Source organism: Achromobacter sp. 1L-A-4-B-C2 (assembly GCF_057291955.1).
Window position 1 is genome coordinate 456,877 of the sequence record NZ_JBXAWP010000004.1, and the last position, 15,519, is coordinate 472,395.

Annotated in this window: 12 protein-coding genes; 2 read left to right on the plus strand and 10 right to left on the minus strand. The window is 65.6% G+C overall.

Features of this window, described 5'->3' with window-relative positions; translation table 11 throughout:
- Nucleotides 1-149: 149 nt before the first annotated feature.
- From AC0Z35_RS20615 to AC0Z35_RS20645, 7 genes are all read right to left on the minus strand, one after another.
- Entirely contained in the window at nt 150-2,312 is a 2,163-nt protein-coding gene (locus AC0Z35_RS20615; protein WP_485132607.1) for a peptidase M50, read from the minus strand.
- Between the two features lie 4 nt (nt 2,313-2,316).
- Complete coding sequence (locus AC0Z35_RS20620; RefSeq protein WP_485132608.1) at nt 2,317-3,771, minus strand: efflux RND transporter periplasmic adaptor subunit; 1,455 nt, start codon at nt 3,769-3,771, stop codon at nt 2,317-2,319.
- Between the two features lie 83 nt (nt 3,772-3,854).
- Nucleotides 3,855-4,991: an efflux RND transporter periplasmic adaptor subunit gene (locus AC0Z35_RS20625; RefSeq protein ID WP_485132609.1), complete on the minus strand. Its 1,137-nt coding sequence runs from the start codon at nt 4,989-4,991 to the stop codon at nt 3,855-3,857.
- 22 nt (nt 4,992-5,013) lie between these two features.
- Nucleotides 5,014-6,615, minus strand: coding sequence for a TolC family protein (locus AC0Z35_RS20630; RefSeq protein ID WP_485132610.1), 1,602 nt, complete (start codon nt 6,613-6,615; stop codon nt 5,014-5,016).
- Nucleotides 6,616-7,024: 409 nt separating this feature from the next.
- On the minus strand, nt 7,025-8,536 hold the full coding sequence (locus tag AC0Z35_RS20635) for an AMP-binding protein (protein WP_485132611.1): 1,512 nt from the start codon (nt 8,534-8,536) through the stop codon (nt 7,025-7,027).
- Nucleotides 8,537-8,661: 125 nt separating this feature from the next.
- Entirely contained in the window at nt 8,662-9,294 is a 633-nt protein-coding gene (locus AC0Z35_RS20640; RefSeq protein WP_485132612.1) for an NrsF family protein, read from the minus strand.
- Nucleotides 9,294-9,863, minus strand: coding sequence for a sigma-70 family RNA polymerase sigma factor (locus tag AC0Z35_RS20645; protein ID WP_223264923.1), 570 nt, complete (start codon nt 9,861-9,863; stop codon nt 9,294-9,296). Before AC0Z35_RS20645 ends, AC0Z35_RS20640 begins: the two co-directional genes overlap by 1 nt.
- Nucleotides 9,864-10,230: 367 nt before the next feature.
- Between AC0Z35_RS20645 and AC0Z35_RS20650 the strand changes: the two genes are divergently transcribed.
- On the plus strand, nt 10,231-11,316 hold the full coding sequence (locus tag AC0Z35_RS20650) for an EAL domain-containing protein (RefSeq protein WP_485132613.1): 1,086 nt from the start codon (nt 10,231-10,233) through the stop codon (nt 11,314-11,316).
- Here AC0Z35_RS20650 and AC0Z35_RS20655 read toward each other — a convergent pair.
- Nucleotides 11,276-12,223 (minus strand): LysR family transcriptional regulator, encoded by a 948-nt coding sequence (locus tag AC0Z35_RS20655; RefSeq protein WP_104144742.1) that lies wholly within the window; start codon nt 12,221-12,223, stop codon nt 11,276-11,278. The two genes, AC0Z35_RS20650 and AC0Z35_RS20655, sit on opposite strands and share 41 nt — an antisense overlap.
- Before the next feature lie 98 nt (nt 12,224-12,321).
- On the opposite strand from AC0Z35_RS20655, the gene AC0Z35_RS20660 reads away from it, so the two are divergent.
- Nucleotides 12,322-13,542 (plus strand): MFS transporter, encoded by a 1,221-nt coding sequence (locus AC0Z35_RS20660; RefSeq protein WP_485132614.1) that lies wholly within the window; start codon nt 12,322-12,324, stop codon nt 13,540-13,542.
- Here the strand turns inward: AC0Z35_RS20660 and AC0Z35_RS20665 are convergent.
- Nucleotides 13,526-14,419, minus strand: a complete 894-nt coding sequence (locus AC0Z35_RS20665; protein ID WP_046805334.1) for a DUF4261 domain-containing protein — start codon at nt 14,417-14,419, stop codon at nt 13,526-13,528. The genes AC0Z35_RS20660 and AC0Z35_RS20665 overlap by 17 nt on opposite strands.
- A gap of 88 nt (nt 14,420-14,507) precedes the next feature.
- Nucleotides 14,508-15,422, minus strand: a complete 915-nt coding sequence (locus AC0Z35_RS20670) for a LysR substrate-binding domain-containing protein (RefSeq protein ID WP_046805333.1) — start codon at nt 15,420-15,422, stop codon at nt 14,508-14,510.
- Between the last annotated feature and the right edge of the window lie 97 nt (nt 15,423-15,519).

Consider the following 15,519-nt stretch of genomic DNA (forward strand, 5'->3'; position numbering starts at 1 on the left):
TCAAAATACACCTCTCACAGAGATCGCTGAAGCGCGACGCGTCGATGCGCCCGCCAAATTTCTTGCTACGAACAGGGCAGGCGTTGCCGACGGCAACGCCCCACATTCATGAAACGCGCCAACGGCGCGTTGACCAGATTTCAGGGGGCTCATGCGCCGGCCTCCCGCAACAGCACGCTGACCACGCGCCGCACGACGCGGCTGGCCAGGCTGATGGGTTCGCCTTTGATCTGCATTTCGCCGCGCAGCTCGGTCAACGGGCGATCGTCGCGCGATGCGTCGGTGACGTTGGCGGCCACTTCGAACACGGCCTGTTCGGCGCGCAGCCTGCCTTCGAACTGGCGCGCGGCCACGTCACCGCCATGAGCGGAAGTCAGGATCCAGTTTTCCAACGTGTCATTGGCCGCCGCGCCAACGCGCGCGATCTGGACGGCGCGCGCGGGCATCAGGCGTTGTTCGTCCACGAATTCGCCGCTGTCGCCTTCGCGGATGCGGCGCAAGTCATCGGCGTTGACGTAACCGCGCGCTTCCAGGCTGCCCGGCGCGGCGATGATCGCCAGCCGCGTCTTCTCATCCACCCATCGACCCGGCGACAACTCCAGCGCCAGCTCGACCACCACGCCATCAATCGGCGCGCGCACCGCCAGGCGCGAACGCTCGCGCTCCAGGCCGGTGGCGCGGTCGCGTTCCAGCTGCACTTCGCGCGCCAGGGTCAGGGTTTCGGACAAGTCCTTGCGGTCGGCGCTGCGCCGATCCAGCCGTTCGTTCAGCAGCCGTTCGCGTTCCCGCGTGGCCACCAGTTGTTGTTCGATTTCCGAGGCGCTCAACGCCATCAGGATCTGCCCGGCCCGCACCGTTTCACCTTGGCGAACGCGCACCGCTTCCAGGCGCGCGGGGCGCGGCGCAAAGGCGGGCGCCTGCTCGGTGGCGGTCAGCACGGCGGGGATGCGCACGGTGTACGGCAGCGGCACCAGCAACACGGCTACCAGCAGCACCATCACACCCAGCGTGATGAACGCCTGCCGGCCGACTTCATGGCGGCGCTTGACCCACACTTTCATCTCGCGCCAGATCGGCAACAGGATGAACCAGCTGATCTCCACGGCAAACAGGAAGATGCCCAGGATCTTGAAGAAGTAGTGATAGACCAGCAACGCGATACCCAGGAACAGAAAGAAGCGGTAGATCCAGGTGGCGTAGGCGAAGCCGATCAGCAGCAGGCGCGTGTGGCCGTAGGTGGGTTCGGGTTGTTCGTCGCCGTAGCCGAATAGCCGTTCGCGCATCCACCAGCGCGCCATCGCGAACGAACGGTCTTGCAGGCCGGGAATGCCGATCAGGTCGCTGAACAGGTAATAGCCGTCAAAGCGCATCAGCGGGTTCAGGTTGACCGCCAGGCTCAGCACCCAGCCGGTGGTGGCCAGGGCAAAGGCCACGTTGCGCCACGGGCCGTCTGGCACGAATACCCAGGCCAGCGTCGCAAACACCGCCACCAGCAATTCAACGGCCATGCCCGCGCCGTCGATCAGCACGCGCTGGCGGCGCGGCAAGCGCCATGCGTCGGTGGTGTCCGTGTACAGGATGGGCGTCATCACCACGAACGCCACGCCCATGGTGGTGACGCGCGAGCCCAGGCGCACGGCCGTATAACCGTGGCCTAGTTCGTGCAGGGTTTTTACAAAGGCCAGGCTCAAGCCGAAGGCGATCAGGCCGGTGGCCGAGATCATGTCGGGAAACGTATGCAGGAAGGCTTCCCACTGGCGCGACACCAAGTACAGGCCGGACACGCCCAGCAGCAGCGCCAATATCCAGAACGAGCGCGAGAAGAACGGCGTGACCAGCGGCAGCGTGCGGCGCAAAAACGCATCGGGGCGCGCCAGCGGCACTTTGAAGAACAGATAGCTGTGCAGCATGCGCGTGGCCAGCGAACGCTTCTGCGCGCTGCGCTGCTGCCGCACGCGGGCATAGGTTTCGCCCGCGGCCGGGGCAACCAGTTCATGGCGTTGCAGGAACTCGATCAGCCCCAGGATCTTGTGATCCTCGGGCGCGCGGCCGGTGCTGCGCGCCACGGCAGAGCGCAACGCGCCGACCGTGCCCTGATGCCATTGGGCCAGCATGCCGACCGTGTCCTGGTCGATGGCAAAGAACCGATGCGCGGCCGGATCATGGATGCGCCAATTGCCGCCCCATTCCCCGGCGCGCGTGCCGCCTTGGTCGCGGATCAGCCGCAAGTCCTGGCGCAGCGGCGGCAGCACGCGGGCGTCCAGGCTGGCTTCAGGGTCAGCGTCGTCGATAAGCAGGGCGGTGGCGTCCATGGCGTCAAACTCCGGTCCATTGGCGCAACGCCGTAATCGGCCGCCGCAGCAGGTAATAGAACAAGGACACCGGCTCGCCATAGACGCGCGCGGTGCCGCGCAGGCCCAGGCGTTCGGGCACGGCGGTGGGATCGTTCACGCGCGCCAGCACGGTGTAGCTGGACACGCCCGCTGCGTCGGCATCGGCGCGGTACGCCACGCGCACCACTTGCGCGTCCAGGGGGTCCAGGGGCGCGGCATCCAGGAACACGCGCACGGCAGCGCCTTCGTGCAAGTTGACCGAGTCGGCCACCGGCACCTTCAGTTGGTACTGCACACGGTTGGGGTCGGCCACGCGCATGATGGCTTCGCCCACGGCCACCGGACGGCCCAACCAGTCGCGCGGGTCGCCATACAGCGCCACGCCATCTTGCGGCGCGCGCAGCACCGCCTTGGCCAGCATGGCGCGCGCGTAATCCCGCTCGGCCGTCGCGACCGATTCTTCGCTTTGGGCGACGGCCAGTTCGCGCTTGGCGGTGGGGTCGGATACCGCCGCCTGTTGCAGCCGAAGCACCTTGGCGCGAGCCACTTCCACCTTCTGAATGGCGACTTCGTAATCGCTACGCAGCTGCGTGTCCACCAGTTGCACCAGCGGCGTGCCGGCGGCAACCTGCGCGCCAGGCGGCACCAGAATGCGTTCCACGACAGCGGGCAACGCCGCCGTCACCACGAACGGATCCTGCGGCGTGACCTCCACCGGCGCCAGCGTCGTCAGCGGCACGTGCACGAAAGCAAGCGCGGCCGCCAATACCGCCACGCCCGCCAGCAGCTTGGATCGGTGGCGACGCAACCCGGCGACGGGGCGCGACCGGCCGGCGATGGCGGATAGCCCGTGGGCATAGGCGCCGCCCAGACGGCCCGCCAGGCGCATATGGGCTTCGTCCCAGGGTTGGTCACGTGCCAGCAGCCAGCCGGCGCGTGGCGTCTGCCCTACGTCCGCCAGTGGCACCCACAGCAGCGAGGTCAACACCGCGTCGGCCGAACAGGGGTCGTCGGGGTCCGCGTAGGCCTGCACGTCGAAGGTGCGCAGTGCCAGCGGGTCGGGTGCGTCCGGGCTGGGCCGACACAACGTGGTCACCATGTTTTCGTACCAACGCACCAGCGGCGCGTCGCGGTTCACGCTGGCCAGACCCGAGATGGCCGCCACGCGCCAGCGCCCGGCCGGCGCGCCTTCGAACACCAGCGCCTGACCAAAGGGCAACAGCGCCACGGGCTCGTTGGCCAGGTGCTGCCACAACGCCTCGGCCGTGGTGCAACGGCGCAACTCGCCTTCAAGACGGATCAGCTGCGCGCTTGTGCTGCTTTGCGGATCGGCTGCCGCTACCGACGGCGCATTCGCCGCGGGGCGGGGCCGCGCGGCTTCGCCTGCCGCCACCGGTTCAGCCGGCCCGCTACGGGAACTCGCCACATGAAGGGCCATGAAAACCACTCCTTACCGGATACCGCAATCGCCGGGCGCTCGGGCGTGACCACTGGGGCCGCCCTTACGCGCCGGCATGAACCTCAACGCGCCGCGCCATTCATCGGCGGCGCACCGGCCTTGGTCACGCTGAACAGAGGCGAAGCCGTGGGGCTACCCACGCGCAGGGACGCTCTTGGCGCCGCATCCGCTTGCGGCGACGGGATAAGCGTGACGGCGGGCGGATGCCCTTCGCTACCGCTCGGCACGCGATAGACCGCCTGCACAGGCCCTTTCGCCGGGATCGCGGCGGCGCCGGGCATACCGGCTGCGGGGGTACCGGCTGCGGGGGTACCGGCGGCGGGCGTACCGGCGCCGGGCATACCGGCTGCGGGCGTACCGGCTCCGGGCGTACCGGCTCCGGGCGTAGCGCCTTCAGGCGAGGCCGCTAGGGGGCTGGCGGGCGCGGCGGCGGTGCCTTCCAGCGTGGCGCGTCCGCTCATGCCAGGCCGCACGCCCGCCGGGGCATGGTCGACACGCGCCACCACCTTGACCGTCTGGCTGACCGCGTCCACGGCCGCCGACACGCGCGTGACCTTGGCGGGCATCACATCACCCGTCTCATCGACGATGAAGTCCAGGCTGGACCCTTCTTTCAGCCACGCCAGCCACTTGGACGGCACGACCATGTGCAGTTCCATCGGGCCGTCACTGACGATAGAAATCAGCTTTTCGTTGGGCGGCGGCGTTTCGTCCAATCGCGCCAGCGTTTCGACGACGCTCCCGGCATAGGGCGCCACCACTTTGCAATCCACCATGCGCTGCTGAATCACGTCGGCCTGCGCCTGGCGCTCCTGTTGCTTGAAGCGCGCGATGTCGGCGTCGGCGCGGCCCGTTGCCGCCATGCGCAGCAGTTCGGTTTGCACCTTGGCGTTGCGCGCTTCCACGGCGGCCCCTGCCCGCGCGGCGCGCAGTTCGGCTTCCAGCCGGCGGCAATCGAAGGCGACCAGCACGTCGCCCTGCTTGAACCGTTCGCCTTCACGCAGCGGCATGCTGAGGATCTTTTCGGATACGGAAGACGACAGCGTGGCCTCGGCCGTGGCGCGCAACACGCCGCGCGCGGAACCGCCATCGGCGGGTGGATCGGCGCCCCAGGCCGTGGCGCACGCCACCACCAGAGGCAACACCCAGCCACGGCGGCGCCAGCCGGTACGCGGCGCAAAAGTTCGTTGATTCTTCATGATGATCCCCGCCTAGGAAGGGTTAGCGTGCGGGCGCGGCAACCGCCACGCGCGTGTCCGGCTCGTTGCCGGCGTAGCCACTGCGCGCCGTCCACATGGCGCGCAGCTTGTTCGCCAGCGCGGGCACCGGATCGGCCGTGCTCATCGTCGTATCGACAGGGTCGATACCCAACGAGGCAAACACGTTGGCGTAGGCGTTTTGCAGATCGGCCAGCGCCAGGTCGTAACGCACGCGGGCGACCAGCGTGTTCATCTGCTCGCGGATCAAGGTTTGTCGGCTGAGTTTTTCCGCCTTGAAGCCCGAATCGATCTGCCCTTCGATGCGCGCCTGCACGTCGTAGAAGCGCTGCGCGGTGTTCAGCTCGTCCTGGCGCAGTGCGTAGCGCGCCCGGCTCACTTCCACCTGCGTGGCCACGGCGGTGGTCAGCGCCAATTGGCGTTGGTCCAGCAGATCGCCTTCGGCCTTGATCTGCGCCTTTTCGGCGGGCAGGCGGAACACGTTCAGCAGATTCCAGCTGGCCACCGCGCCCCACCCGATCCAGTTGCTGTTGTAGAGCAGGTCGTTGGTGCTGGCGTTCAAGCCGCCGAACAGCTTCAGGCTGGGCAGCGCACGCAACAACGCGGCGGTGTTTTCCTGATCGTTGGCGCGCAGCTGATACGCGACCTCACGCAATTCCGGCCGGTTCTCGATGGCCACTTGCAGCCAGGCCGCCGGGTCGTCGGCAATGCCGGGCAGCGCAAGCGGCTTGTTGTTCTCCATGGCCGGTGGCATCGCGATGGTGTATTGCGTCGTGGGCGGCAAATTCATCAACGCGCCCAACTGCTGCTTGGCAACACCCAGTTCGCGGCCCAGCGCTTGCACGTCGCGGCGGATGCCCAGCATTTCGCGCTGGTAGCTCAACGGCGCCAACGGCGCGGTCAGGCCCAGCTTGTCCTGCTCGGCGGCCAGGTCCAACGCAGTCTGCGTGGCCGCTTCCAGCTCGCGGATCTTGCCCAGCAGGCGTTCGGCGCTGACGGCGCGCCAGTAGGCGGTGCGCACGTCTTCGATCAGCCGGTTCATGACCTTGCGCTTGCGCTCTTCGGCCATGTTGACCCGGTCGGCGGCTTGCTTGGCGCGTACGTACGACAGGCCAAAATCCAGCACGTCCCAGCTCAGCTGCAAATTGCTTTGCAGCACATTCTTTTCGGACGAGGTGGACGGTTCCAGCGAGGTCTGCCCGGTCAGCAAGGACTGGCTGGTGCCGCCCGAATAGTTGTCACGGCCCGAGTAGTCCAACGACGCCACGAACTTGCACAGCATGTCGTAGTGCTTGACGTCCAGCTCACGCTGCGCCAACGCGACGCCCATCAATTCAACCCGCACGTCCAGGTTGTATTTGATGGCGCGAGCCATCGCTTCATACAGGTCCACCGGGCCGGCGATGGGCTCTTGCTCCGCGGTTGAGCGCGCGATCAGGTCCATGGCGCGGTCGCGGTTTTCGGCGGCTTCGAACTGCTTGGGCTGCACCGAGCAACCGGCAAGCAATACCGCTGACACGCAAGCGGCCAGGGTGCTCAAGCGAGCGATGTTTTCCAGCCTGGGCCGGCGCGTGCCGCCGATGCAGTGGCTTACGATGGTGCTCATGTTCTTACCCTTGTCGCGCACGATCGCGTGCGTCCCTGACTGAATCCGCCTGTGCCGCGGCACCTAACTGCCGCGTCCACCCGCCTGGTTGAACTTCCCGAACCGTAAAGATCACTCGTATGAAACCGGCCCGGATACCTCTGCACGAGCCGCCCATACCTGTAAATACGAACGGCGGCAGCATCCGGTTACGGCCTCAATAGTTAAGGACGGTAAATTAAGGAAATAACTTTGAGGCATACCGACAAAACATCTCGCTTGGCCGACACGTTCTGCAATTTGCGAGGGGTTTTAAGTCGAGCCGGCGCACGCCGCGACCGCGCGAGCGGACGCCGTCCGCGCAACAGTCTTGCGACGTGCGGCAATTGCGTCAGTGAATTGCGTAATGAATGCGGCCAGGGCCGGACGTTCAAGGATTCGGGATCAGCGCGTCGTGCCGGGCATCTTCGGCAATCGCTTCGTCGAACTCATGATCGTGCAGGCGCAAGATCATTGAACGGCGCGGCCGTCCGCGTGAGGTGGCCAGGCCCGAGATAAAAGAGAAAGGCGCCTTGGCCAGCGTCCAGCGCACCACCTTCGCGCGCTTATCCAAGCGCGCATTGCAGCGGTCGATGGCGGCTTGTATTTCGGCGTCGGACAGGTTGGGCCCGATCAGCCACAGCACCGCGCAACATCCGACGCGCGGCTTCAGAAACACAACGGCCCGCATGAACAACGTGGTGTCCATCAATGCGCGTTCGGCATTCGCCTGCACCGGGCCGACGCGCGGCGTGGCGACGATGCTGGCGCCCACCCGGTCCAGCATCGTCACGTAGCCGTCCGCATCAATCTCGCCATGCCTGCCGGTTTCCAGCCAGGGCGGCACGGTGAAGTCGTCCAGATAGCCCAGGAAGCCCGTGCCCTGGATTTCAAGTTCGCCGCCAGCGGATACGCGCAGGCGCAGATGCGGCAAGGTCTTGCCCGCCGAGCCCGCGTGGCGGATGCCGTCGGTGTTCATCGTGACGACCGAGCCTGCCTGTGGCACGGAAAACGTCGGCACGACCGGCAGGCCGGCCGCTTCGAACAGCCGCCGCACACCTAGCTCTTGCGCCGCGCCGTCGATCAGCGCGCAGCGCAATGTCACGGGTGCGCGCGCGCGGCGGTCCTGCAAAAAGGTTGCGTAGTCGACCATCGCCTGCGGTGTGGCCAGGAAGCTTTGCGCACCGTGATGCTCGAGTTCGTCGTGCAAGACCAACGGGTCCACGCCCATCGCGTCCAGACCAAGGTGGTTGCCGGGCAAGGCGACGCAGGTGGCGCCCGCGATCAAGCTCGCGTAGGCGCCGATCACGCATTCTTGCAAGGTGGCGAGCGGCCGCGTCATCAGGTGCCGCTTGATGCCACGGTCCGCCAGCTGATCCGCCACGGACTTCGCGGCCGACAGTAACGCCGAGGCGCTCAGGCAGATGCCCCGGCCCATGTCCTCGCCCTCGGGATCGAACACGATTTTTGCGGTGCCCGGGGGCAAGCCGCGTGGGGCCGGCGCCACTTGCCGCATGAACAAGCCGTCGCCACCGGGTAGCGTGACGGCTTGCAGCAGCCCCAGCCTGACCAGCCTGGCCGCCATGGCGCCCGGCGCAATCACCGTGTCCACCGCGCAGCGTTCCAGCGCACGCGTCAGCACGCGGTCCGAGGCAAGCGGTGGCAGCGGCACGTGCGCAACGTTGGCCATCAGCGCCGCCACATCGTCCGCGACCGTCCAGGGCGCGTTGTCCTGAAGCGTCAGCAGCACCTTGACCGATAGCTTTTCGTACAGCGCGCGCCGCTCCTGCACATAGTTGCAAAAGGCGCTATAGGACAGCGACGCTCTGGATCCGATCAACGCGGGGCGATACGTGCTGGCCGCGTGTTGAGTCAATACATCGAAGAATTCTTGGGCGGTCATGGGAAGCTCGTAGGCGCCGGCATGTTTACTTATTCGACGCAGCAGGCCGTTTCGTTACCGAGCTTTCAAACAACAACGGACCCGACAGGGTCCGTGATGACGTTTACTGCACCGATGTCTTGCGCTTACCACTGAAGCACGCGCGGCCCCAGCAGCATTCCCAGCAAACCAGTCAACACCATGCCCAGCGTGTACCAGACCGCCACGAACAGGAACGAATCTTCGGGGCAGATAAGGAAATAGCCCAAGGCGCCTTGCGCCCCCGCGAAGATGCCGGCGGAAAACCCGGCCAAACGCAAACGCGTGGGAGCCAACGTGCGCATGGTCCACAACGCGGCGGCCAGCGCAGGCAGGGAAAACAGCAAGATCAACAGCGAACACATCAGCCAGCTTTGGCCGAAAAACAGCGCGTCATACTGCTCGACTGAAACGCTCAACAAGTCAGTCGCACCGAATCCGAACATCACCAGCACCGCCAGCACCAAGCCCCACAAGGGCTTGCTCACACGAGATATCGGTCGGGACAGTTGCTTGACCAATATCCACCCGGCGGTCAGGACAGACATTGCGTAGGCCACCTTGAACCAGCGGCCGGCAAAGGCGGACGGCGTTATCACGATGCCGTTGGCCAACAGGCCGATTCCCAGGCTGGCGATCAAACCAGTCAACAGGGCGGTGCGCAGCTTCTTTGTGGTGTTGGGAGCGGGGGCCGGCCCCGCGCCGGTAGCAAGAAAGTCGATGAAGTCCTTCGTTTTCACTATATGACCACCTTGACGAGTTGGCTCAATCTTTTCAGTCCACGGTGCACTTGAACCCGGATCGCACCCTCTGACATTCCGATCCGAGAGGCCGCTTCCGCCACGCTTAACCCTTCCAACTTCGTCAACTCGATGGCTTGCCTTTGCGCAACGGGCAATACGGCAAGCAAACGGGCAAGGTCTACATGAGAAGTCGTTTCCGTGACATCGCCGGCCAACAGCGATTCGTCCACGTCATCAATAGAATCGTTAAGGGCACCATAGCGCCGATTACGCCGCCAGAAATCGATTAGCTTGTGACGAGAAATTGCATATACCCATGCGGACAGCGGCTGCGTAGGGTCATAGCTTGCGCGTTGCAAATGCAATGCCAACAGGCATTCCTGTACCAGGTCTTCGACATCGTCCTGCCAGCCGCCCATGCGACGACGCAAATAGGCCCGCAGTAAGCGCGCGATTCGCCCTAATACATCGCGATACGCTGTTTCATCACCCGCCTGAGCCTGCAACCACAGCGCTCTGAGTTCGGATTCCACAGCCCCCAAACGAGCGGAGAATTCTCTTGGCATGTCTTGCGCCATCCTGGTCAGCGACCTCGCCGACATTACGGCGCTTGGGGCTGATCCATGCAGCGGAGTATACGGGGCGAAAAAACGAACGGATACATAAATTTAGCGGTGCGGATTACCGTTCATTGCGCCGGCGTTGTTGCTCGCAAATATGCGTGCAAAAACAAATGCAAATTAACGTCAAGCATGCAACAAGCGCGCGCTTCGGAACGTATTAGTTAATGCGTGCTCGACGGTATCGCACCGCCTTGCGGACGTGTCCGGATGGTCACCACGCGATTATTCGCGCGTCGGGATGCACCGACTTTTCTTTGCGTATTGACGTTACTTTTTTTTCTTCGCACCCATGACAATCTCTCATCGGTTTATGCGGCCGTGTCTGCCGTACTTTCTACTGCTGATCCTGGCGGGGATTGTGCTTGGCGTGGCGGTGGGCGCATTCAGTACGGCGGCGGATGCGCGCGATCTGGACGCGACGGCGCAACCGGCAGGCGGCGTGCTGGTGCCCGCGCTGGCCGGCGCTTTCGGCGGCGTATTGCTCAGCCTGCTGCTGTATCGCTGGTACAGCGGCGCGCCGGGCGTGCGCCACCGCATTAAGCGCGCCATGCGACGCGGCCATATCCACATGGTGTACCAACCGCTGGCGAACATGTCGTCGGGCCACACGGTGGGGGTCGAGGCGCTGGCGCGTTGGCCCCATGAAACGCTGGGCGCGATTGCACCCGAGACATTTTTTGCGTGGGCGGAAGCGACGGGGCTGGGCCGCCAGCTGACTCGGTATGTGGTGCGCGCCACGTTGGCTGATCTGCGCATCGCGCTGCGCGAGCCAGGTGATTTCTATTGCAGCATCAACGTGACGCCGCGCGATATCGAAGACATTTCGTTTGCGCGGTTCATGCTTGAAACGACACGCGAATTCGGTATCTCGCCCGAGCGCATCGTGCTTGAGATTACGGAGTCGCTTGCCTTCGTGGTGGACGACCCGCGCACCTTGATTGCGCAGTATCTGCAAGCGGGGTTTCGTGTGGTCATTGACGACTTCGGCACCGGCTACGCCAACCTGAGCAATCTGCTGACGTGGGGCGTCAGCGGTTTGAAGCTGGATCGCACCCTGATCCGTTGGGTCAGCGCCAACGACTGGGCCGCGACCGTGCTGGAGTCGGTGTTCGAGATGACGCGCCGCATGAACATCTACGTGATTGTGGAAGGCATCGAAAGCCCCGAGCAAGCTCGCTATGTCCTGGCACGCGCGCCGGCGGCAACCGGACAGGGCTGGCTGTATGGCCGCCCGTGCCGCGCCGAGCTGCTGCCCGTGCTGGTCTCGCGCGCGGCATCGCCGCCCGCGTCGGCCAGTGCACCGGTTACGCCCGGCTTTTGCCCGGCGGCGCTGGCCGACGAGTCGTCGCGCGCCATCAGCCGCCGCCCAGCTCCACCGGCAGGTGTTCGCGCATGATTTCAATGAACCGACGCAAACGCGCCGGCTGAAAGCGCGACGGCGCGTACACCAGGAATACCGGCAGCGGATCGGCGCGCCAATCAGGCGCCAGATGCACCAGCCTGCCGGTGGCAAGGTCTTCCTGCATTGCCCAGGCCGAGCCCAGCGCCACCCCCAGGCCCAACAGCGCGGACTTGCGCAGCGCGTACAGGCCATCGGTGGACAGACGCGGCTGGATGCCGAAGCGTTCAGTTGCCCCCGTGGCGCAATGCGTCAGGCTGACCTCGGTGCGATAGAACGTGCGCAGCGCCAGCCAGGGCAGGCGCGCCAGGTCGTCGGGATGTTGCGGGATGGGCCCGCCTTGCAGCAGGTCAGGCGACGCGATGACGATGCGTGGCACTTCACCCAGCTTGATGGCGATCACGGATGGATCGGTCACCGCGCCGACGCGAATCGCACAGTCCACGTTCTCGGCGATCAGGTCCGGCATGCGGTCGTGCAGCAGCCATTCCACGCGCATGTTCGGATACTGCCGCAGATAGCTGGCCAGCGGATCGACGAACTGGTCCTGGCCGAACGCGTGCGGCGCCACCACGCGCAGCGTACCGATGGGCTCGTCGCCCGCGCCGCGCACCTCGCTTTCAAACGATTGCCAGGTAGCGATCAATTCCTTGGCGCGTTCATAGCAACGCTGGCCGTCTTCAGTCAGCCGGATCGCGTGGGTGGAACGTTGCAGCAGGCGCACCCCCATGGTGCGTTCAAGCAATTGCAGGCGGCGGCTGACGGTGGGCTGCGTGCCGCCCAGCTGCGCAGCGGCGGCCGACAGGCTGCCGGCCTCGACGATGCGCACAAAGGTCTCGATCAGCAGCAGGCGGTCGGTGGCGGCGGCGGTGGCGGCCGCGGAGGGCGGGGCAGAGGTGGTCATACGCCAATCGTATAACCGATGTACCCGCAAGTCGGCTACCAAAACGGGACGCGCGCGCCCAGAATCTGCCCCGTACATGATCTTTCGGACACCTCACCATGTCATCCCAAACCCCCACCTCTACCGCTGCCTTATCGCGCGGACTTGTTTTCCTTCTGGCGATCGGCGCCGGTCTGTCGGTAGCGTCCCTGTATTACAGCCAGCCGATGCTGGGCGTACTGGGCGTGGACATCCACGCCAGCGCCGAGACGCTGGGTTGGATCCCCACCCTGACGCAGCTGGGTTATGCGTTCGGCATCCTGATGCTGGCGCCCCTGGGCGACCGCCACGACAGAAAGCGCATCATCCTCATCAAGGCCGCCGTGCTTAGCGTGGCGTTGCTGGCCGCCGCCGTCGCGCCCTCCATCGGCCTGTTGCTGGCCGCCAGCTTCGTGGTCGGCCTGTCCGCCACGCTGGCGCAGGACATCGTGCCGGCCGCCGCGCATCTGGCGCCGGTCGAGCAACGCGGCAAGATCGTCGGCACCGTGATGACGGGGCTGTTGCTGGGCATTCTGTTGTCACGCGTGGTCAGCGGATTCGTTGCCGAGCAGTTCGGCTGGCGCGCCATGTTCTTGGCGGCCGCCGTCACCATCGTGGCGCTGGGCGCGGCGCTGTGGCGTGGCCTGCCGCGCTTCGTGCCGACCGCGCAGCTGTCGTACGCCGCGCTGCTGGGCTCGCTGGCAACGCTGTGGCGCCAGCACCCCGGGCTGCGCCGCGCCGCCACGGCGCAGGGCTTGCTGTCGCTGGGCTTCAGCGCGTTCTGGTCGACCTTGGCGGTGATGCTGCATGGCGCGCCGTTTCACCTGGGCGCGGGTGCGGCGGGCGCTTTCGGGCTGGCGGGCGCGGCCGGCGCGTTGGCCGCGCCGCTGGCCGGCCGCGTTGCCGACACCCGTGGTCCGCTCGCCGTGGCGAGCCTGGGCGCCGGGCTGACGATGGTGTCGTTCGCCGCCATGATCTTTCTGCCGTTCCTGTCACCGCACGCCGCGCTGTGGCTGATCGCGGGTGCTGCCATCGGCTTTGACCTGGGCATCCAGACCTCGCTGATCGCGCATCAAAGCATCGTCTACGGCATCGACCCGGCCGCCCGCAGCCGCCTGAACGCCATCCTGATGACGGGCGTGTTCATCGGCATGGCTGCCGGTGGCGCGCTGGGCAGCCTGGCGCTGGCCCATTGGGGCTGGACGGGCGTGACGGTCGTGGCGGCAGGCGCGGCAGCGTTGGCGCTGGGCCTGCGCGTGTGGCCGGCCACCGGGAGCCGCCCGATTATTGCGGCGCGTTGATCTCGTCCGCCGTGATGATTTCGGCAACGAGTACCTGCGCGGGCCCGTCCAGGAAGTATTCCTCCTGGCTGGGCTCGCGCAGTTTCATATAGGCGTTCTCGCCGATCTGCATGGTGTGCCCGGCGGCCAGCTCCGCGCCGCTTTCCAGCATGTAGCCCATGATGTTGTTGAAGATGTTCGAGTAGTACTCGCCTTCATCATGGCCACGGGCCAGCGCCGCGAAGTCGGGCAGGCTGAACAGGTCGGCGCCATAGGTGCGCATCCACACGCCGGCCACGCCATCCACGTCATACTTCACAAAGCCGCAATACAGCATGTTCAGCGGCAGCGCGCGCAGCAGGTCCAGGCTTTCTTCACCCAGCGACTCGGCATCGAATACGCCGGCCGGCAACGAGGTGTGCGCATGTTCGTTCAACACCGCCACCGCGCCAAAGCCGGTCAACGCACCGGCCACGGCGGCCAGCGCCACGTACTGCTCCAGCGGATCTTGCGAAAAACCCCCGTAGTACAGAACGATGTGGCTGGCGTGCGCGCGCACTTCGTCCTTGACCGTGCCCGGATAATGCGCCGGCGCCACGCAGGCTTCCAACGCATCCTTGGGATAGGGCGCGTTAAAACCCACCAACCGCACCACGTGATCGCCCCAGCCGGCCAGGCCCAGCACTTCGGGCATGTCGGGCGCGATCTCGACGCGGGCATCGCTCATCGACGGGTGATACGCGCACAGCGCCGCCCGCAAGCCGTCCTCGTCCAGCGCCAGGGGCTCGGCGAACAGCACCTGCAAGCTCAGCGGGTTTTCAATGGCGGGGTTGGCGACCAGCGCGCGGGCGTCGGCGGATTCTTCCTTGCGGCCGAAGAAGCGGGAGAAGATGCTCATGGGGTTGGGGCTATCCGGAATTAAAACGGGGGCAGTATACGTTTGCCCTTGGCGGGCCCGATGCCGATGTCTCCATTGGACACATCTCTCACCGACCGGCAGGCTCCGAGAATCCATCAGGCCCGACCGTTTCCACCACATAGTCGATGAACGATTTGATGCGTGATGAAATCGCGGTGTTGCGGTAGTACACCGCGTTGATCGGCTGCCTGACGTCTTGCGTCTGGCGCGGCAGCACCTGCTGCAACGCGCCCGCTTCGCGGTCGGCCCGCGTCATGAAATCCGACAGGCACACGATGCCGCCATGGTTCAGCGCCAGTTGCCGCAGCGTCTCGCCGCTGTGTGCGCGCACGCCGGGCTTGATGTGCAGCGCCTGCCCATCCGCATCCAGCAACGGCCATTCGTTCAACGACTCCGGCTGGCTGAACCCCAGCAGCATGTGGCGGGCGAGGTCGGCCACGCGCTTGGGCGTGCCGTGCTGCGCCAGATATGCCGGGCTGGCCAACACGCGCACGCGGCTCTGACCCAGCGGCACCGCGTGCAGCGACGAATCCTTCAATCGGCCGATGCGGATGGCCAGGTCGGTGCGGCGTTCCAGCAGATCGATGTTGCCTTCGTTGCTGTTCAGTTCCAGCTCCACTTGCGGATACCGCTTGCGGTAGCCGGGCACCAGCGGCGCGATGACGTGCAGCATGAAGGGCGAGGCCGCGTCCACGCGCAACAACCCGGCGGGCTGATTGCGCCGCACATTCATCAGGTCTTCGGTTTCTTCGACCGCCGCGACGATGCGGCGCACCTGCTCAAGATACGCGCGGCCTTCTTCGGTCAGCGCCAGCCTGCGCGTGGTCCGGCGCATCAGCGTGGTTTGCAGCTTTTCTTCCAGGCGGCTCATGGTGCGGCTGGTGGCCGAGATGGTCTGGCCCAGCACCTCGGCGGCAGCGGTGATGGAGCCGCTATCCACCACGGCGATAAAGACCTGCATTTCGTCCAGCGTCGTTTTCATATTTGACGTTATATCAAAAGTATTTCGCCGATATGGGGCTTTTTGGGCAAGGATCCGGCGGGCACACTGCCGGCATTCCCGGGCCATGGGCGCCTGG